At 41.9% G+C, this 17,478-nt stretch carries 19 protein-coding genes; 11 read left to right on the top strand and 8 right to left on the bottom strand.

Annotated elements, in window-relative coordinates; genetic code table 11:
- Positions 1–14 precede the first annotated feature (14 nt).
- From QRN39_RS14090 to QRN39_RS14065, 6 genes are all read right to left on the bottom strand, one after another.
- Positions 15–1,208 carry an aminotransferase class I/II-fold pyridoxal phosphate-dependent enzyme gene (locus QRN39_RS14090; RefSeq protein ID WP_284907453.1) on the bottom strand — a complete coding sequence of 398 codons (1,194 nt, stop codon included), beginning with the start codon at positions 1,206–1,208 and terminating at the stop codon, positions 15–17.
- Positions 1,209–1,226: 18 nt separating this feature from the next.
- The gene (gene bacD, locus QRN39_RS14085; protein ID WP_137054237.1) at positions 1,227–2,648 is read right to left on the bottom strand and encodes an alanine--anticapsin ligase; all 1,422 of its coding nucleotides are present in this window, start codon (positions 2,646–2,648) and stop codon (positions 1,227–1,229) included.
- A gap of 15 nt (positions 2,649–2,663) precedes the next feature.
- On the bottom strand, positions 2,664–3,425 hold the full coding sequence (locus QRN39_RS14080) for a glucose 1-dehydrogenase (protein WP_251190668.1): 762 nt from the start codon (positions 3,423–3,425) through the stop codon (positions 2,664–2,666).
- Complete coding sequence (gene bacB, locus QRN39_RS14075) at positions 3,422–4,129, bottom strand: 3-((4R)-4-hydroxycyclohexa-1,5-dien-1-yl)-2-oxopropanoate isomerase (protein WP_284907452.1); 708 nt, start codon at positions 4,127–4,129, stop codon at positions 3,422–3,424. The genes QRN39_RS14080 and bacB overlap by 4 nt, the downstream gene beginning before the upstream one ends.
- A 1-nt stretch (position 4,130) precedes the next feature.
- Positions 4,131–4,733: a hypothetical protein gene (locus QRN39_RS14070; RefSeq protein ID WP_003215386.1), complete on the bottom strand. Its 603-nt coding sequence runs from the start codon at positions 4,731–4,733 to the stop codon at positions 4,131–4,133.
- Positions 4,734–4,882: 149 nt separating this feature from the next.
- Positions 4,883–6,115 (bottom strand): MFS transporter, encoded by a 1,233-nt coding sequence (locus tag QRN39_RS14065; protein ID WP_050944482.1) that lies wholly within the window; start codon positions 6,113–6,115, stop codon positions 4,883–4,885.
- Positions 6,116–6,260: 145 nt separating this feature from the next.
- Here QRN39_RS14065 and QRN39_RS14060 point away from each other — a divergent pair, with 145 nt between their 5' ends.
- On the top strand, positions 6,261–6,740 hold the full coding sequence (locus QRN39_RS14060) for an Lrp/AsnC family transcriptional regulator (protein WP_003214594.1): 480 nt from the start codon (positions 6,261–6,263) through the stop codon (positions 6,738–6,740).
- 13 nt (positions 6,741–6,753) lie between these two features.
- Here QRN39_RS14060 and QRN39_RS14055 read toward each other — a convergent pair whose 3' ends face one another.
- The gene (locus QRN39_RS14055) at positions 6,754–7,914 is read right to left on the bottom strand and encodes an MFS transporter (RefSeq protein ID WP_268492339.1); all 1,161 of its coding nucleotides are present in this window, start codon (positions 7,912–7,914) and stop codon (positions 6,754–6,756) included.
- Between the two features lie 67 nt (positions 7,915–7,981).
- A complete protein-coding gene (gene hemQ / locus QRN39_RS14050; protein WP_003215092.1) occupies positions 7,982–8,752 on the bottom strand; it encodes a hydrogen peroxide-dependent heme synthase in 771 nt (256 codons plus the stop codon).
- A gap of 240 nt (positions 8,753–8,992) precedes the next feature.
- Between hemQ and pta the strand changes: the two genes are divergently transcribed.
- From pta to QRN39_RS14000, 10 genes are all read left to right on the top strand, one after another.
- Positions 8,993–9,964, top strand: a complete 972-nt coding sequence (pta, locus tag QRN39_RS14045) for a phosphate acetyltransferase (protein ID WP_003215086.1) — start codon at positions 8,993–8,995, stop codon at positions 9,962–9,964.
- Between the two features lie 133 nt (positions 9,965–10,097).
- Positions 10,098–10,949 (top strand): MurR/RpiR family transcriptional regulator, encoded by an 852-nt coding sequence (locus QRN39_RS14040; RefSeq protein ID WP_113767832.1) that lies wholly within the window; start codon positions 10,098–10,100, stop codon positions 10,947–10,949.
- Between the two features lie 143 nt (positions 10,950–11,092).
- A complete protein-coding gene (locus QRN39_RS14035) occupies positions 11,093–11,764 on the top strand; it encodes an RraA family protein (RefSeq protein ID WP_137054240.1) in 672 nt (223 codons plus the stop codon).
- An 11-nt stretch (positions 11,765–11,775) separates the two neighbouring features.
- Positions 11,776–12,651: a prephenate dehydrogenase/arogenate dehydrogenase family protein gene (locus tag QRN39_RS14030; protein WP_050944478.1), complete on the top strand. Its 876-nt coding sequence runs from the start codon at positions 11,776–11,778 to the stop codon at positions 12,649–12,651.
- Between the two features lie 45 nt (positions 12,652–12,696).
- Positions 12,697–14,031 carry a TRAP transporter large permease subunit gene (locus QRN39_RS14025; protein ID WP_003214816.1) on the top strand — a complete coding sequence of 445 codons (1,335 nt, stop codon included), beginning with the start codon at positions 12,697–12,699 and terminating at the stop codon, positions 14,029–14,031.
- 13 nt (positions 14,032–14,044) lie between these two features.
- On the top strand, positions 14,045–14,311 hold the full coding sequence (locus tag QRN39_RS14020; protein ID WP_003215032.1) for a hypothetical protein: 267 nt from the start codon (positions 14,045–14,047) through the stop codon (positions 14,309–14,311).
- Positions 14,312–14,486: 175 nt separating this feature from the next.
- The gene (locus QRN39_RS14015) at positions 14,487–14,897 is read left to right on the top strand and encodes a YwqH-like family protein (protein ID WP_251190673.1); all 411 of its coding nucleotides are present in this window, start codon (positions 14,487–14,489) and stop codon (positions 14,895–14,897) included.
- On the top strand, positions 14,890–15,168 hold the full coding sequence (locus QRN39_RS14010) for a YwqI/YxiC family protein (protein WP_050944476.1): 279 nt from the start codon (positions 14,890–14,892) through the stop codon (positions 15,166–15,168). The genes QRN39_RS14015 and QRN39_RS14010 overlap by 8 nt, the downstream gene beginning before the upstream one ends.
- Before the next feature lie 11 nt (positions 15,169–15,179).
- Entirely contained in the window at positions 15,180–16,967 is a 1,788-nt protein-coding gene (locus tag QRN39_RS14005) for a T7SS effector LXG polymorphic toxin (protein WP_284907451.1), read from the top strand.
- The gene (locus QRN39_RS14000) at positions 16,967–17,410 is read left to right on the top strand and encodes an SMI1/KNR4 family protein (protein WP_050944474.1); all 444 of its coding nucleotides are present in this window, start codon (positions 16,967–16,969) and stop codon (positions 17,408–17,410) included. The genes QRN39_RS14005 and QRN39_RS14000 overlap by 1 nt, the downstream gene beginning before the upstream one ends.
- Positions 17,411–17,478: the final 68 nt, after the last annotated feature.

Here is a 17,478-nt window from a genome sequence, read left to right as displayed (position 1 = left end):
ATATGAAAAACCCGCTATATGCGGGTTTTTTGATGAAAACGAATCGGCAGTATATGCAGCCGATCGATAAAAAGGGCAAGCTGTTCAATTGGCGCCACCATTGAGATGCGGACATGATGTCTTCCATGTGTTCCAAACACACCCCCAGGCGTCACGACGACATTTGCATGCTCGAGTAAATAGTCGGCAAATGCATGAGAATCCTCGAAATCATCAGGAATCGGTGCCCACAAATAAAAGGCGCCGGCTGGACGTTCAATGGTCCAGCCAAGCTGCTTCTCCGCTTGACGGATGAAGAAAGCCATTCGTTCAATGTAGACTTCTTTCAATGATTGAATATGACAGTCATCACTTTGTAAAGCGACGGTGGCGGCATGCTGAAATCCACCATACATACTGACAAACACATGATCCTGGAAGGCGTTAATGGCATGAATGATGTCCTCATTGCCTACAGCAAAAGCGACTCTCCATCCTGCCATATTGAATGTTTTGGATAAAGAATATAATTCCACTCCTACGTTTTTCCCAAGAGGAGCCTTTAGAAAGCTCACTGGTTTTTGCTCATAATGAAAGGAACCATAAGCAAAATCATGAATCACATGCAGATCGTGAGCGGACGCAAATTCTGCAGCCTCTTCAAAAAAAGCTTCATTCGCCACAGCACCAGTTGGGTTATTCGGATAATTTAAGAAAAGCACCTTTGCCTTTTTTAACACGTCTGGATCAATTGAAGAGAAATTCGGCAAATAGCCATTTTTCTTTTCAAGCTGGATGCAATGTGGCTTTGCGTCCGCCATCAAGATACCTGAATGATATTCTGGGTATCCCGGATCGGGGACGAGGGCAATATTCCCTGGATCAAGCAGGCACTGACTCATCACATAAAGCCCTGTTTTTCCTCCATTGAAAAGGGCAATTTCCTTCTTCGGGTCAACCTCAATGCCGAATTCCTTTCTGTAGAAATCTGCAATGGCTTGCTTGAAAAAGTCAAAGCCTCTAAAAGGTGCATATTGCTGAAATTGCAAAGAGCCTGCTGCCTCTTGAAGGGCATTCACAATGTGCGCCGGAGTAGGAAGATCAGGATTTCCCTGACCAAGGTTCACAATGTTCGCTCCGTGTTGTGTTTTATGCGCAATTTTCTCAAATACGGTTCCAAATTTTTGTTCTGGCAGCCGTTCAATCATGTTAGATGGTAAGATCTTCACCACGACATCCTCTCTTTCTTATCCCTTCACTAATTCATCCATTAACTGAATGGCTGCCTGCTTTTGAATGTTACGGATGGAGGCGGCAACATCCTGAGAAGACGACCCTTTTAATTCAAGAGACACGATGCCATTAAATGCTTCAAATAAAGATAGATCTACAAAGGTTCCTTTAGGTGGGACAGATTCGCTGATGATGACAGTATCTCCAACTAAAGTGTCCTGCGGAATATGCACATGATCAATGGTGATGTGTGTGGCCTCAGGCGGAATGTGTCCGCTCTCTTTGAAATGCTGAGGGTATAAATGACAGTCTGCTACATAATGCGTATGTCCAGAAAGTAGTTCTTTTGGCAAATTAGCTTTTTTTCCATCGACTAATACATCAATCAGCAACTTAGCCATATCCACCCCAAAGACCTTTTTGATATTCGGAATCATATTCCAGCCAGCAAATCTAGCTGCTGATTCGATCAGTCCGGTTTCTCGATGTTTCATAAGCTTGATTTCTGTATGAGTGGCACAGTTTTCAAGACCTAATCCTTCATTTGCTTTCCTCGCTGCCTCAATGATGATTTGCTGGGCTTCATTGTCTAGGATCGACGGAGTGATATGAGCCGTTTCAGTAAAGCCGATTTGAGGGGTCTTATCATGAATGACAAAAGGGATATATTCACCCTCAACAACTAATCCTTCTACACTGACATAATCAGAATAGCCGTCGTCTTGATACCAATCCTCGTAAGCCCCCTCTAAGTACGTTTCAGCGACAAACGGTGCTTCATACGTCACAGCGTTTGGAACGGGAATGGTTTGCAAATAGGATTGTACGTTTAAAAAGAGATCATCACTGCCGGATCGGTCATGAAAAAGGGTCACGCCAATGGAGCTTGCTAAATATGTAGGCTTTAAAATAAGCGGTGTACCAATATGTTCAATGGCTTGCTGAAAATCAGCTAAAGTCGTGACAGGCTGAGTTTTTACTGCTTTGACCCCAGCTGCGTTGAATGCAGCCCTCATTTGGCTTTTATCACGCGCTAATTCAGCTGCCTTTACCCCAGCGCCGCGCAGCCCAAGTCGCTCAGCGGCTTTTGCCATTGGTGCAATGAATAATTCATTATTGGTGGTGATCGCATCCGCTTTGAAAAAGGAAGCGACGCGAACTAGGTCGTCCACCACCTCTTCCTCGGATTTTAGATAATCATCATGTGCCCAGTAAATCGAATCTGGGTGTTCAAAAGAAGGGTTTTTGTCAAAATAATCTCGATCTTTGATGACCGCAATAGAGTATTTTTCGATTAGCTCAGCGTGTCCCTTTGTAATAGCAAAAGGTCTCGGGATATAAGAAACGATATGATACGATGCAGCCACGCTTTCGTAAAACATATGGGGCGGGCATCCTCCTAGATCAGCAATGACAAGTACGGTTTTTTTACTCAATGAAAGCACTCCTTTTTATCTAGCGGTGTAACCGCCATCTGCTGTGACAACACTTCCAGTCATATAGCTGGATAGATCAGAGGCGAGAAACAGCATGACGCCCGCAATTTCTTCGGGTTTTCCGAGACGAAGTAATGGGTTCACCTTTGCTTTTTCCTTTTTAACAACCTCAAGGCTTTCTGAATGATTGTCTGAAAAGGATTTTTCATTTAATGGTGTATCAATAATGCCTGGGGCGATACAGTTCACTCTGATTTGATGGGCGGCATAGTCGACCGCCATCGATTTGGTCAGCTGGATGACACCGCCCTTTGTTGCGTTATAGGCAGGGATGTCAGGCCAGCCGACAAGACCCCCGACAGATCCGGTATTGATAATACTTCCGCTTTTTTTTTCAAGCATATGCGGCAAAGCATGCTTACTCATGAGAAATACACCCGTCAGGTTGACCTGTACAATGTGATTCCAATCCTCCAGTGTCATCTCGTGAATGGGAGAGACAATTTCAATGCCTGCATTGTTAATCAGCACATCGATTGTCCCAAACTGGGTCAGCACAGACTGAACGGTTTTTTGACAGTCAGACTCATTCGTAATATCTGTTTTGAAAAACGCAACATGCTCGTGCGCCAATGATTCGACGAGCTGTTTGCCGCTTTTTTCATTGATGTCAGCCACTGCGACTTTTGCTCCGTGCTCAAGGAAAAGCTTGACTGCAGCAAGCCCAATTCCCGATGCACCTCCTGTAATCAGGACGACTTTTCCATCGAGGTTCATTTCTTCACCTTAGACGCTTTTGGCTTCAACCGATTATAGCGGGGAGGGAAGAAGAGATTAATAGACTTTGATGCTTCCAGCTTTGGATTTATCGCACCGTGGTCTTCCCTAGGGTCACAAAAGTAGGTAGTACCAAATTCCATTTTCTCTGTAAAGCCTTCAATCGTCATATCATAACCTCCGCTAATGCAAATGCCGATTTGTTCATTCCGGTGTTTGTGAAAAGGCATTTCTCCGCCATTTCCAGGAATGTTGGCTATCATGAGCTCCATCCAATCCTCAACAAAAAAGGTCACTTCCATGCCAGGAAGTAAATCTCGTGTTTTGAAAATGTCTAAGAAATAAGTAGGAGGCGCCGTGTATTCCTCGCCATCTTTTAATCTCTTAATATCAATAGCAATCACTTCTTCATCTGTCAGGTTAGAAGCGCCGTGAGGGACAAAAGGTGGTGCGATATACGCTGATTCTAAAGGGGTAAGCAATTGGGTCGATGGGCCGACTGTCATTTGAAGCTCGCCTTTTAATACGATGCCGATTTGTGCTTCGGGATGCTCGTGAGGTTTAATGATCGTGTGAGGAGGGATGTATGAGATGAGCACTTCCGTATCACCTCTGACCGTGGAATATTGTGTGACACCATTCTCCCATTCTATTTTTTTGGCTTGTGGAAAATATCGTTCTTGCGTTTTTTGTTCAGTTTGCATATTATATCTCTCCTTTTCCGAATATGGACCAGCTCATAGGAATACTTTTAAACGTTCGAACGAAGGTGAGGCCATATGTGGCTCTGGCTACCTCATTGGTTAAAGCGAAATCAAATTCGCCGTCTCTTACTTTTTGTGCGGCAGTACTTGTCGAATTGACTAGCTCAAATTCAGCATTTTGGTGAATGAAATATTGAATCAAATTGACAGGTGCAGGGTGAGAGACAATTTTTAAATGGTGGAGCATTTGTTCTTGAAATGGAAAATCTGGTCTGACAGCCAAGCCATACATGGGTGTGTCACATCTGAAAATTTGTAAGAGCTGCAGGTCAGGTCTCATGTAGAAGTGTTTGATTCCTTCGTATGCGTGTGGAACGAGAGTGTATTGGAGTGCGTGAGAGAGAGTATGTTCAATGCAAGTTTCGAATGTGTCATAAAGGGATAGTTTCGTATGAGTGCCGAGAGTAGTGGTGGAATGAGAGATGAAGTGTTTTGCTGCGTATTCACTGCTTGTCCCCTTAGGGCCTAGTGTATTGACTGTAAACATCTTAGGTGAAACGATGGGCTCTTCTTTGAAATGAAAAACATCATTCTTTAAGATCATGTTTACCATCCAATCTTTTTCAAATTTTTACTAGATTATAAAAAATAAAATTGGCAATTGTCAACAAAATTTATAAAAAATGTATTTTATGATGATATTAAAAATTGATCTAAAAAACTGCACATACCTAGATGTGCAGTGAATTGAACTTACGTTTCAAATGTGTTTTTATGTTTCTGCTGTAAGGTTCGTTCACGTTTATAGCTGACGAAGCTAATAAGAAAACCAACAAGCGTAACGAGAGCACATACAAGCCCTACCGTATGATAGCCGAAATGGACATAGACAGGTCCCATAAGAGCGGAACCAAGCATAACGGCAAGATTGGACGCAAGGCTGTAAAAAGCCATCACTTTGCCTCGGTGGGTTTGGGAGCAGTCACTTAGAACAGTGCTCAAAAGCGTGACAGATAAACTTTGCATGGCACCCCAAATAAATAGGGCAAAAATCAGCAATGTCCATGAGAAAGGAGCATAAGGAAGTAAGGCGAGAACGAGCGTAATGCCGCCCAGCACAAAGAAAAGAGAACGAGTTTTGCCAAACCAGTCTGCTAATTTCCCTGTAAATACACTCATAGAAAAACCGACACCGTAAGCCATGATCAGAAGTCCTGCCGTCGATTGCCCTCCAGAAAACAAACTTTGCAGATACGCTCCTAAAAACGAGTACATGCCATAAAATCCAAGCATATTACAAAATGTCACGGTCAAATAGGCGGGGACACGATCAATTTTCAAAGCTCCCCATAAAGAGCCAGCTTTCTCCCTAGCTTGAGGTGTTCCTGTATTCGCTGTGGCGGTTTGTTTACGAGATTCAAGGATGACGAGCAGCAGGACAATGAGACTCATGATGGCGAAAATCCAAAAGGTCCATCGCCAGTTTAAACTCTGCCCGATGAAGGCGCCAATTGGTACACCAAGGACAAGAGAAAGAGACCAACTCGACACAATGAGCCCCATCACTTTGCCTCGATATTCATAAGGAACCCGGTCACCCACAAGCGCATAGGCTGTTGGCACAAATACACCGGTCGCCAGCCCAGAAATAGCACGGCCTGCAAAAAATACGGCCAGATTCGGGGCAGCCGCACACATTACGGTGCCAATCAAAAAGAAAGAAAGCCCGATAATCAGGCATAGCTCCCTTGAATACCGGTCCCCTAAAGGAACAAGCAGCGGGGCTCCAACCAGCACAGCTAACCCATAAATGCTGATGGAAAGGGCGAGAATATCAAGAGAGTGCTGAAAGGAGTTTGATAAATCAGGCAGCAGTGGTGAAATCACCAGTTCTTCCGATCCCGCCGCAAAGACGCCAAGTGTGAGCGCAATGGCAAGTGTGATGGGAAATGTTTTAGAAGCCTGGCTGTCTAAAGATTCTTTCATCAGGTGATCCCTCCAAACTTGCTTTTTCATTCAATTCCGTTAAAATAAATTCTACCATTATTTAGTTTTATTTTACATTTCGCATCATAAGTATTATCATAAAATACTTTTCAAATGGAACGATTTTTGGATAGGAGAGGTACGAATGAAAATCACCGATGTTGATGTGCATATTTTAAATGAATTGAAAGAAGATGCCCGCTTATCTATGAGGGAATTGTCCAAGCGGGTCAATTTATCCGCACCTGCGGTAGCAGAAAGAGTGCGTAAATTAGAGGATGCAGGGATTATCGAAGGGTATTCGGTTCAGGTTAACTATAAAAAATTAGGGCTTATGATTGACTGCCTGCTGGAAGTCACAGTGCTAAACGGGGAGTATCAACGTTTTGTGGCTTTTATGAATCAGCACCCACGCGCTTTTTTTGCTTATCGAGTGGCAGGGCAGTCATGCTTTTTCATTAAGCTGTCAGTCGTTTCCCTTGAAGAAATTGAAGCCTTTATTCAGGCAGTGTCTGGGTTTACAAAAACAGTATCTCATATCGTCTTATCAGGGCACTCTTTTTCTCATCCCATTCAGGAACGTGTGAAACCAATAGAAGAGCCAGAAATGACCGTGGTGAAGTAAAAAAGGACCTGACTCAGGCCCTTTTTGTTCGTTTATCTGACTGATAGCTCATGATCGTAATGATAAGTCCAATGAAGGTTACAGCTGCAGCAAATAACGGAACAAGCTGTAAATGTGTGATTTCGATGGCAAGACCGCCAAGCGCTGCACCGCCGGCATTCCCGATATTAAAGGCAGAATGACTAAGCGTTGATGCGAGTGTCGGTGCTTCATGTGCCATGTTCATCGTGCGGTATTGCAAGGTAGGAACAAGAATAAATGAAATGATTCCCCACACAAAAATGGTCAGCACAGCAGGCACTTTGAATTCGGAAGTGATTGTAAACAATAACAGGACAGCCATTAGCAGGATCAGGGACACGATAATACTCGGCATCAGCTTCCAGTCGGCAAGCTTTCCACCAACTAAATTTCCAATAGTGACCCCAAGTCCGAAGAGAACAAGGATAAGCGTCACTCCATTTTCCTGAAAACCAGTCACTTGGAGCAGGATTGGGCTGATATACGTAAAGGCTGTAAACACACCTGCAAAACCAAAGATCGTCATTGCAAAAGAGACGAGCACTTGTGGTTTTTTCAATACAGACACTTCATTTCGAATATCCAGTACTTCTTCCTTCGATTGATTGGGTACTAAGCTGATGATACCGATTAAGGAAATGAGCCCAATAACGGCAATGACGAGAAACGACATACGCCAGCCGAATTGATTTCCGATGAATGTACCGAACGGCACACCCAGCACATTGGCGACCGTCAGTCCTGTAAACATGAAGCTGATCGCACTTGCACTTTTCTCCTTAGGTACAAGCCGTGCAGCCATGATCGCCCCGACGCCAAAGAAGGTCCCGTGAGCAAATGATGTCAAAATACGTGCGGCCATTAATAGACCATAAGAGGTTGATACAGCAGCAACAGCATTTCCCGCCACGAACAGGATCATTAATAAAATGAGAAGACGTTTCCTCGACATTTTCCCAGTCGATAAAGTTAAAATAGGTCCGCCAACTGCCACACCAAGTGCATATCCAGTAATCAGCTGCCCTGAAGCAGAGATAGATACATGAAGGTCGTTTGCGACGTTTGGCAAAAGTCCCATAATGACAAATTCAGTCATGCCAATTGAAAACGCACCGAGCGTTAATGCAAAAATAGCGATGGGGAAGTTTTTCATGATGTGATCACCCTTCTAAAAAAATACATAAAAAGGCTTCGGAAAGATCCGAAGCCTTAAGAGTTTATCATACATGAAAATAAGATGCCAGCTGCTCGTTTGCTAATCGGTTTCCGACAAAGAAGGAACCAAATTCGCCGTAGCGTGCACTGACTTCATCAAAGCGCATTTCATAAACCAATTTTTTGAATTGAAGCACATCGTCAGAGAAAAGAGTGACGCCCCACTCATAATCATCAAAACCGACGGAGCCTGTAATGATCTGCTTTACTTTACCAGCATAGCTGCGGCCGATTAAGCCATGGCTTCTCATGAGTGATTTACGCTCATCCATAGAGAGCATGTACCAGTTGTCATTGCCGGAACGTCTTTTATCCATTGGATAGAAGCACACGTATTGAGAAGAAGGGAGCTCTGGGTATAGACGTGCACGTACATGCGGGTTTTCGTAAGGATCTCCGCCATCTCCGCCTCCTGCTAAGTAGTTGCTAAGTTCAACAACTGAAACGTACGAATAAGCTGGGATCGTAAACTCTGCTAGTCGTGTTTTGTTGAATTCAAGTTCAATTTCACCCAGTTCTTCCATGGTTGGACGCAAAATCATGAGCATAATATCTGCTTTTTGGCCGACAATACTATAGATTGTTTGGCTTCCAGCCTTATCGTGCTCAGCTGTTTTCCATTTTTCTAATAGACCTGTGAACTCATGAAGAATCGCTTGGCGCTCATCACTTGTCAGCAGCTTCCAAGCTGTCCAGTCAAAGGTTCTAAAATCATGCAGTGCATACCAGCCGTCTAGTGTCTGAGCTGCTTCATTGGTTGTATGTTGTTCGCTCATTTATTTCACTCCTATTTACAGTTTTCCATCTGTTCCAACTATAACATAGTTTGTCCAAATGGAGATGTGATCAAAACTTGAACGACGAAGTCAGCTTTTATGGAAATTGATTAAATTAGTTTGAAAAATAAGAATTTAATTTGTAAGCGCTATAATGTAAGTTGGTAGTTTGAATTTATGTAGAAGAAGAGTATGCTTGAAAGAGAACGCTTTTTTTGTAAAATCAAGGAGGGTATATAAGTGGCAGATATTTTTTCAACAGTTCAGGAAAAGGTTGCAGGTAAAGGAGTAAAGATCGTTTTTCCTGAGGGAATGGACGAACGCATTCTAACAGCCGTTCAAAAACTAGCAGATGGCAAAGTCTTGCAGCCAATTGTTGTAGGTAAAACACAAGAAGTTGAAGCAAAAGCAAAAGAATTAGGTCTTACACTTGATGGTGTTGACGTGTATGATCCTCATACATATGAAGGTTTTGAAGAGCTTGTACAAGCTTTCGTAGAAAGACGTAAAGGCAAAGCAACAGAAGAGCAAGCAAGAAAAGCATTACTAGATGAAAACTACTTCGGTACGATGCTTGTGTACAAAGGTCTTGCAGACGGACTTGTGAGCGGTGCAGCACACTCAACTGCTGACACAGTACGCCCAGCACTTCAAATCATTAAAACAAAAGAAGGCGTAAAGAAAACATCTGGCGTCTTCATCATGGCTCGTGGTGAAGAGCAATATGTGTTTGCTGATTGTGCAATCAACATTGCACCAGATAGCCAAGATCTAGCTGAAATTGCGATCGAAAGTGCAAACACAGCCAAAATGTTCGACATCGAACCACGTGTGGCAATGCTTAGCTTCTCTACTAAAGGCTCAGCAAAATCAGACGAAACAGAAAAAGTTTCTGAAGCAGTTCGCATTGCAAAAGAAAAGGCACCTGAGCTTGTACTTGATGGAGAATTCCAATTCGATGCAGCTTTCGTTCCTTCAGTAGCAGCGAAAAAAGCACCAGATTCCGTCATTAAAGGCGATGCTAGCGTATTTGTTTTCCCTAGTCTAGAAGCTGGAAACATCGGCTACAAAATTGCACAGCGCTTAGGTAACTTTGAAGCTGTAGGTCCAATCTTGCAAGGCTTAAACCAACCAGTAAACGACCTTTCAAGAGGCTGTAATGCTGAAGACGTTTACAATCTTGCACTTATCACAGCAGCTCAAGCACTATAAAATAGCATCTCGGCTAAAGCAGTCAGCGCGATAGATTCGTGCTGGCTGTTTTTTTATTTTGGACAAATGTGTACAATATAGAAAGAAAACAATCTGATCGTAGATAAAGCCGATAGGATGGGCAGGTGCTAAAATGGAGGATTTAATACATAAGCTTCAGCATAAGGTCGCTTTTTTAACCGATGCACAGAGGAGAATTGCAGATTATATCGTACAACATCCAATGGAGGTCGCTTTTTTAACTGTCGATAAATTGGCGTCAAAAGTCGGGACGAGTACAGCAACCATCATGCGCTTCTCTGCTGCTGTGGGGTATTCTGGTTTTTCTGAGTTTCAAAAAGAGCTCCAATCAGCGATGAAGCATAAAGCCGACCCTCAAACAAGACTTGAGGCGAATCTCAAGCATTCAAATAAGAGTAAGCTCCTGCATAACCATGTAGAATTGCAATTTCAAAATATCCAGTACGCATTGGACAATATCACGGAAGAAACCTTTCAGCAAATTGTTGGGAAAATAGCCAATGCGCGCCACGTTTTGTGTACAAGTGTCCGAAGTGGAAGACCTGTTGGCGAATACATGTCGTTAGGAATCAATCGGCTATTGGGGAATTGCCAGTATATTGATGCAGATCAAAGTGACTGGGTGGATGATTTGGTTCATTTCAACTCGAGTGATTTCATTATAGCGGTGAGCTATCCGCGTTATGCAAAGCGTATGAAGGATTTGATGGAAGCAGCAAAGTCTTATGGGGTGGAAGTCCTTTTAATTACAGACAGCTACAGCTCTCCACTAACTAAATATGCACAATATGTATTACCGTGTTCCTCAGCAAGTGTAGGCTCTCATAACTCTGTCGTATCTGCTATCTTTATCGTCGATTTCATCTTAAGTGCATTAGCGATGAATGATCCAGAAAGAACAAAACCACGTTTAGATCAAATCAATCATATGTTAACGAAAATGAGTTATCACACAACACAATAGTCGTGTGATAACTCATTTTTTATTTTTTTGAAAGCGCTTTACTAATTAAAAATGAGATGGTATGATCATATCACGAAAGTAATATATATTACTTTAAATGAATTAAATGTAATGAATATAACTCGAAGGGGATGATGGAAACAATGAGTACTGTTCATTTCGTGTCAAATGATCTTATAGCTAGGGCAAGAAAGCTTAACTCAACCTTGTTGTCAGACGTGATGGGATGCACCGGCGCGATGGATCATCAAATCAAACCAGTTGCGAGAGGCATGAATGTAGTCGGCACAGCTTTTACCGTGAGCTTACGGCCAGGAGATAATCTGTTTCTTCACCAAGCGATTTATTCTGCACAAGTAGGCGATGTACTCATCGTTGATGGGAAAGATCATAGGGGTCACGCATATTTAGGAGAATTGATGGCCGGTTCAGCAAAAGCTGTTGGAATAGAAGGAATCGTGATCGACGGTCTTGTCCGCGATAAAGTCGCTTTAGAGGAATTAGCTTTTCCAATCTATAGTAAGGGATTCACGCCGAATGGACCTTTTAAGGATGGGCCTGGTGAATTGAATGGAATCATCTCGTGTGGAGGGGTCAAAGTATCACCAGGTGACTTAGTCGTTGCAGATGATGATGGAGTGGTGATTGTTCCGAAGGAGAAAGCAGAAGAGATGCTGTCGTTGGCTGAAGAGAAACAAGCATATGAACATCAAAGATTAAAAACCATTCAACATTATATGAGCGAAGGAAAGCAGGATATCAGTCTCTTAGCGCCTGCATGGCTAGAGGGCAGAATGAAAAAATTCCAGAGATAGGGGAATCTGTGATGAAGATAGGCTTTATCGGTTATGGAGAAGCTGCATATGAGCTGTCAACGGGATTGAAAACAGAAGGATTAGATCATTTTTATGCGTATGATGTACTATTACAGAATGAGAAACTTGCTGGACCAATGAAAGAAAAAGCAGCCCGCACAGGCGTCGAATTAACAAGTAATGTGAGTGAAGTCATTGCAAAATCTGACATTGTCATTGCGGCTGTGCCAGCGAATAAAACCCTAGAAGTGGCTCAATCCGTATTAGGAAGTTTGAAAAAAAATCAAGTATATGTGGATGTGTCGGCATCAACTCCAGATATTAAAAAACAAGTGGCAGACGAAATTAAAAAGCAAGAAGCTCTATTTGTAGATGCCGCCATGCTAGGATCTCTTCCGGTTAACAAACACAAGGTTCCAATCACTGCTAGCGGAAGTGGAACAGATCGATTCATTGAATTAACGAAAGAATACGGTATGAATATTACAAAAATCAGTGATCAGCCTGGAGATGCTTCAGCCTTAAAGCTAATAAGAAGCATTTATATGAAAGGGATCGTCGGTTTACTTGTTGAATTTTTGGAAATTTCTAAAAAATATAATGTCGAAGATCAAGTGATTTCTTCACTAAGCGAAACGCTGGACAGCAAAAGTTTTGAAGAGACGATGAATCGTCTTGTGACAGGGAGTGCATTACATGCAAAAAGACGAGCGGTCGAATTACTTGGCTCTATTGAAATGCTGGATTCAGCTCATATTGATGCGAGCATGTCCCGGGCAGCACAACAGAAGCTAGAGAGATTAGCAGACTTTCAATTCGTTGAACGGTTTAATGGGAAAAAGCCGGTCAGCTGGAAAGAGGTCATTGACGTGATGCAGCAAGGGTGATTTTTGTAAGCGTTTTATTTAAGAAAGGGGAGGCGAAGAAACGACATGGGTTTTATTGCATTGATTGTATTCATAGCCGTCATCATTATATGGAATGTCGTCGTGAAACGAAATATGGGAGAAGCCATGCTGTTAGGCTTTATTGCAACCACTTTGTTTGGCGGAATGGATGCGCTTAGACTGTTCTGGGATGGTTTAAAATTTGCATCCACATATGAGGTGCTTTATGCAGCCGTTGCGTTTGTGTTCATGGCCTATTTAATCGAAAAGCTGGAATTAATTCACGCACTCTTGCGCATCCTGAATTCGGTTGTCGGCAAGCTTCCTGGGGGAGCGGCTTATATGAGTACGTTAGGTTCAGCAGTCTTAGGTGCTCTTTCAGGTTCAAATTCTGCAAACACAGCTGCCACTGGCTCTATTACGGCTTCTTGGATGATTAAATCAGGATGGAGCCGAACCCATACGGCCACGATTCTAGCTGGGAATGGCGGACTTGGAGCCGCGCTACCGCCAAACTCTTCCATGTTTATCATGCTGGGCTTTGCACCAGTTGCAGCCCTTGTCTCTGAAGGTGATTTATATATTGCTCTTTTAATAGGAGGACTGTATCAAGTCGTATACCGGTTTATTTTGGTGTATATTCTGGTGAAAAAGAATAAAATCCAAGCGATGCCGCCAGATGATATTGTTCCCTTTAGAGAAGCTGTGAAACAAGGGTGGAAATCGATTTTTATTTTTTTCGGTGCCTTGATCCCTATCATCATCACAATTGGTCCGCTAGCAAACTACTTAAAAAGTAATCCAAACATTGGACCAGAGGCAATGGATCAAATTTCTTTAATTACGTGGATTCCGATTCTCATGATGCTGATTAGCTTAACAATTGGAAGAAAAAAAGCGTCTGCGTTAGATTGGTCTCAGTTTTTCAAGTCGGCCATTCCTAAGTTTACAACGATCGGTGCCTTGATGCTGTTTGCTGTTGCTGCTAGTCAGGTGCTTGCTGAATTAGGACTCGCAGAAGATTTGACGCAAATCACGTCAGTACTTGCCATTCCGAAGTGGCTCATGGTGCTCATTGTTGGTGTTCTTGTCACGCTGGTGGCTGGACCATTATCTTCAACTGCCACATTAACAGCTGTTGGGCTTGTCTCATTTTCAGCTTTAATCTCAGTCGGAGTAGATCCTGTTGTCGCTGTTGTCGCCATTCTTGCTTTTTCATCAACAGAAGGCGCTTCCCCGCCGGCATCTGGGTCAATTTTCATCGCTTCTGGTCTTGCAGGAGCCCGGCCGGAGAAAACATTTATACCGCTCATTCTTTACTATATGCTGCCGATTGTAGGAATTGGCTGGCTCATCGGAATGGGCATACTTCCAGTATAGAAAGGAGAAACACATGAGAGCATTGATGGAATTTTTATTTAAAGTGCTGCTTGTCCTTTTCTTAACGTCAGGTACCCTGTTGGTATTCGGTCAAATACTAGGGATTCTCTTGCAGAATGGAGATTTGATCATAGCAAGTACGAACCTATTCAAAAATCCCACACTAGTGTTAAGCGCTTTTTTTAGTCTTGTTGGTTTCTCTCTTCATTATATTTCTGAAAAGAAAGACACGTCATTTAGCGATCAACCATCAGCATCAGCTGGTGATTCGATCAAATAAGCGTCAAAAGCTGGATTCAGTTGGTGAATTCAGCTTTTTTTGCGCGTGAGAAATAGGTATAAAAACCCAATACGTACGATTCATTTTTCGTTGAATTCGTTTTCAATCATATGCCTCTTGTGCTAGGAAATGGTAACATAACGGAGGACTATTTAAGGAATAGAGGTGTTTGACGATGTCTGGAGCTATCATCGGTTATACAACAGCCTTGTATTCGTTAAAGGCAGACATATCCATAAAAAAAGAACAAATCATAGAACTGAGCATGTGTCGAAAAGAAATAAAAGAAGCAAAATCGACTCTGGCAGATGCTGGTAAAAAAATCACTCATCCAGATCTGACATCACATACATGGTTTGGCCATCTTGCAGATACGTTTGATGACATTCGAGACGAGATGGCATCCGCCAGTCAAGAGATTAAAGGTGTACAGCTGACCAATCTAGTGAATCGAATTGATGAGAAAATCAGTGACCTAAAATCGGAAATCCATTCGTTAGAACATGAGATCCATTCCGTTGAAAGAAAAATAGAGAGAGAAAAGCAGAAACAATTGGAAGAAAAAAGAGGGAAGTCACATGAGTAGAGAAATCAAAATAGATGCCAGTGAAATCAAACGAGTTTTACAACATACCAAACAATCAGGCGCTCAAATGAATACAAAACTTCCAACAACCATCAAAGGGAGAAACCAGCTCCTAGCAGCAGATACATTAGAAAGAATCAATCAACAGTTGAACGAATTAAGTACATCCTACATAGGCATTCTTCAGAAACAGCTTGTACAAACAGAACAAGCGGTGAACACCATGATCGAAACGGACAAGGCGCTTGCCTCCAGCAATAAAAGAAAATAAAGGAGAACGCAATGAAAACCCTTGACGCCTTTGCGCTAATAAACGGAATTGACCAAACGCTGAATACATTAAAGCAGCAATCACAACAAATCAGCTCCATAGAAAAACAAATCCATCACATCATTTCACTTGATGGCGCACTAAAGGGAGAGGCGGGACAAGCCATCCGCTCCTTTTATACAGAATGTCATATTCCCTTCCTGCAATTCTTTCAGGTCGTCATTGAGGAATACAGCACTGCGCTGAAAAGCACAAAACAGGCGCTTCATGCACTTGAATCAAACGGGCATAGCTTTATATCACAAGCATTTATTGAACACGAACTTGATCAAGGTTTAAAAAAAGCTGAACGAATGATTTCTGAAATCGTATCAGAGGTGAACCAAGCCATTGGCAGAGTTGGTCATATTGTTAAATTACCAAATGTAGACGAATCAGCTTTTCAGCAGAACTATCAAAAGGCATGGCTTGAGACATCAAGAACCATTGGTCTGCTTCATGCATTTGACAGAGAGCAGACAAGCGCTTTACATGAAACCACAAGCTCCCTTCAAACAATGAAGCAATACATAAATACCTTAAGTACCATGTTCACCGGCCCAAAAATCGACATCACGAGCTATCAAAAGGGATCTATTTTCAAAGATGGAAAAGAAGAAAAAGTGAGCAGCACCATCAGTGGATTGAATGACAAAATAGACAACCCGAAAGACAACCCGATGATGATCATGCTGAAGAAGCTGAGAGAGAAAGAACAGACGAATGTGGAGACGGTTGTTCTGGATGACACACATAAACACATCAACAAACAAGTCACAGTCAACGACCCATCCCTTACGACATTGCAAAGGGAAGCCGTGAACGGGAAAAACAAGATTCATAGAGACATCAGGGTCATAAATGGTAAACTATACAACGTCAAAGGCATTAAAAAATTAAAAGAATTCGATATCGCAGATGAAGTCGTCACCGATTCATCCGATATTGATTTTATTGGCGGCCGATACACCGTTTACGCCAATAAACAAATCATCCGAACGTATATCGCGAACGGTGAAGTAAGAATAGAAGAAGTAGACAAAATCCCAGAAAGCCGCAGCCGAGGAAACGCGAAACGCATATTAGACGGTGAAGTCGTCTCAACAGCCGAAAACATCATCCTAGAATACAGCGGCATCTACGACGGATATCGAGCCGTTACTGGCAAAGACCCAGAAACCAGCCAAAACATCAGCAGAACAGACCAAGTTCTGTCCGTAGCTTCAATTATCCCAATCGCTAAAATAGTGAAGGTAGGGAAATATGTTTTTAAGATGGATCAAGGGAAGAATGCGGTGAAAAGGGTTACTATTAGTACAGGGAGCAAGATAGATTCTAACACAATAAGAAAATATGTTAGGGATATAGAAGGACGAACAGGAAGAGAGCTACCTAAAAACCAAATAGATAATTTGAAAGCAGCATTAAGAAATAAAGAGTATAACAAAATGTCACCCATAGAAACGGCTAAGCATCGGGCGAAATTTGACAGTTTGAAAAATAAAGTAATCAAAGATTGGGAAAGAAATACTGGACAAAAGTGGCCAGTGTATAATGAAAATATTATTTCGGAAAAAACCGGTAAAGTAATTAGAAAAAAAGGAGATAAGTATGATGCTCACCATATAATTGAAAATACTTTTGGAGGGGAGCATGAATGGTGGAATATGCATCCTGCAAAATTTCCAAATGAGCATCAAGCTGGTATACATGGTGCAGGTTCACCAGCAAATACATTATTTAAAGGAGTTAAAAAATAATGAGATATGAGTTTATTAAGAAAAACGAAGAAAATAGTTTTTTTTTAGTAACTGAAAAAGAAATAATAGATGTTGAAAAGGAACTTGATTTAAAGTTTCCCAAGGAGTTAATTAATTTTTATATAGAGGTAGGTTACGGTTTTATTAATGGGTCTGAGTTTAACATTAATCGTATTATGGACCCTTATTCTGTAAGAGACTTTCGATTAAGGGCTAATGATTTTGAATTCTATCCAGACATTGAAATCTATGATGAATTTGAGAATAACAAATTAATATTTTTTGAAGCAAATGAGACAGCTTTAATGTCAATTGAATTGAATGAAAAGGATAGAAGCGCAATATACTATTATGATATCCAAATCGCTAATTCTTTAGAGGAGTTTTTAACCAATATCCAAGAGGATGATAAATATTATCTAGATTTACTAGTAGACTATTAAAAGCCTTTCAAGATTTACTTTGCCATTGATCAATTAATATATGAGAATTGGACAAGGGGAAATTCATA

The organism is Bacillus sp. lyk4-R2A-2 (assembly GCF_030209735.1).
GTDB lineage: Bacteria > Bacillota > Bacilli > Bacillales > Bacillaceae > Bacillus > Bacillus pumilus.
This window is presented reverse-complemented; position numbering and strand designations above follow the sequence as displayed.

Excerpts from the sequence above, each read along its gene's own strand:
- QRN39_RS14080 (WP_251190668.1), bottom strand. The coding sequence starts at position 3,425 with ATGAACCTCGATGGAAAAGTCGTCCTGATTACAGGAGGTGCATCGGGA.
- bacB (WP_284907452.1), bottom strand. The coding sequence starts at position 4,129 with ATGCAAACTGAACAAAAAACGCAAGAACGATATTTTCCACAAGCCAAA.
- QRN39_RS14070 (WP_003215386.1), bottom strand. The coding sequence starts at position 4,733 with ATGATCTTAAAGAATGATGTTTTTCATTTCAAAGAAGAGCCCATCGTT.
- QRN39_RS14065 (WP_050944482.1), bottom strand. The coding sequence starts at position 6,115 with ATGAAAGAATCTTTAGACAGCCAGGCTTCTAAAACATTTCCCATCACA.
- QRN39_RS14060 (WP_003214594.1), top strand. The coding sequence starts at position 6,261 with ATGAAAATCACCGATGTTGATGTGCATATTTTAAATGAATTGAAAGAA.
- QRN39_RS14055 (WP_268492339.1), bottom strand. The coding sequence starts at position 7,914 with ATGAAAAACTTCCCCATCGCTATTTTTGCATTAACGCTCGGTGCGTTT.
- hemQ (WP_003215092.1), bottom strand. The coding sequence starts at position 8,752 with ATGAGCGAACAACATACAACCAATGAAGCAGCTCAGACACTAGACGGC.
- QRN39_RS14040 (WP_113767832.1), top strand. The coding sequence starts at position 10,098 with ATGGAGGATTTAATACATAAGCTTCAGCATAAGGTCGCTTTTTTAACC.
- QRN39_RS14035 (WP_137054240.1), top strand. The coding sequence starts at position 11,093 with ATGAGTACTGTTCATTTCGTGTCAAATGATCTTATAGCTAGGGCAAGA.
- QRN39_RS14030 (WP_050944478.1), top strand. The coding sequence starts at position 11,776 with ATGAAGATAGGCTTTATCGGTTATGGAGAAGCTGCATATGAGCTGTCA.
- QRN39_RS14025 (WP_003214816.1), top strand. The coding sequence starts at position 12,697 with ATGGGTTTTATTGCATTGATTGTATTCATAGCCGTCATCATTATATGG.
- QRN39_RS14020 (WP_003215032.1), top strand. The coding sequence starts at position 14,045 with ATGAGAGCATTGATGGAATTTTTATTTAAAGTGCTGCTTGTCCTTTTC.
- QRN39_RS14015 (WP_251190673.1), top strand. The coding sequence starts at position 14,487 with ATGTCTGGAGCTATCATCGGTTATACAACAGCCTTGTATTCGTTAAAG.
- QRN39_RS14010 (WP_050944476.1), top strand. The coding sequence starts at position 14,890 with ATGAGTAGAGAAATCAAAATAGATGCCAGTGAAATCAAACGAGTTTTA.
- QRN39_RS14005 (WP_284907451.1), top strand. The coding sequence starts at position 15,180 with ATGAAAACCCTTGACGCCTTTGCGCTAATAAACGGAATTGACCAAACG.
- QRN39_RS14000 (WP_050944474.1), top strand. The coding sequence starts at position 16,967 with ATGAGATATGAGTTTATTAAGAAAAACGAAGAAAATAGTTTTTTTTTA.